Annotated in this window: 1 protein-coding gene; it reads right to left on the reverse strand. The window is 75.0% G+C overall.

Annotated elements, in window-relative coordinates:
- Nucleotides 1-424: SidA/IucD/PvdA family monooxygenase (locus tag FOE67_RS28225; protein ID WP_182667622.1), on the reverse strand; the 424-nt coding region annotated here is incomplete at its 3' end.
- Nucleotides 425-480 lie beyond the last annotated feature (56 nt).

The following is a 480-nucleotide window of genomic DNA, read 5'->3' on the forward strand; positions in this document are numbered from 1 at the left end:
CGTCCCCGGACGCCCCGGCCCCGGCGGTCGGGGCGATCCGGACCGCGAGGAGCCCGTCGGGCTCGCGCCGCACCTCCTCGGCCCGCAGGCCGAAACGGAGGTTCGGCAGGCGCCCGGCCACCCAGCGGCAGTACGCCTCGTACTCCACCCGGGGGATGTGGAAGCGTTCGGCGAAGTAGAAGGGGAAGAGCCGCCCGCGCTCGCGCAGCCAGTTCAGGAAGCTCCACCGGCTGGTGGGGTCCACCAGCGTCACCAGGTCGGCGAGGAAGGGCACCTGGAGCGTTGCCCCCTCGATGAGCAGCCCGGGGTGCCAGCGGAAGGCCGGGCGCTCCTCGACGCAGGCGACCCGCAGCCCGGACAGTCCGTCGGCGAGCGCCGCGAGTGCGAGGTTGGCGGGGCCGACACCGATACCGAGCAGGTCCAGCGGCTCCTCACCGGGGTCGACGAGGAGCGGAACGGATCCCGGGGCGGGGGACGGGG

The organism is Streptomyces calidiresistens (assembly GCF_014141525.1).
GTDB classification, from domain to species: domain Bacteria; phylum Actinomycetota; class Actinomycetes; order Streptomycetales; family Streptomycetaceae; genus Streptomyces; species Streptomyces calidiresistens.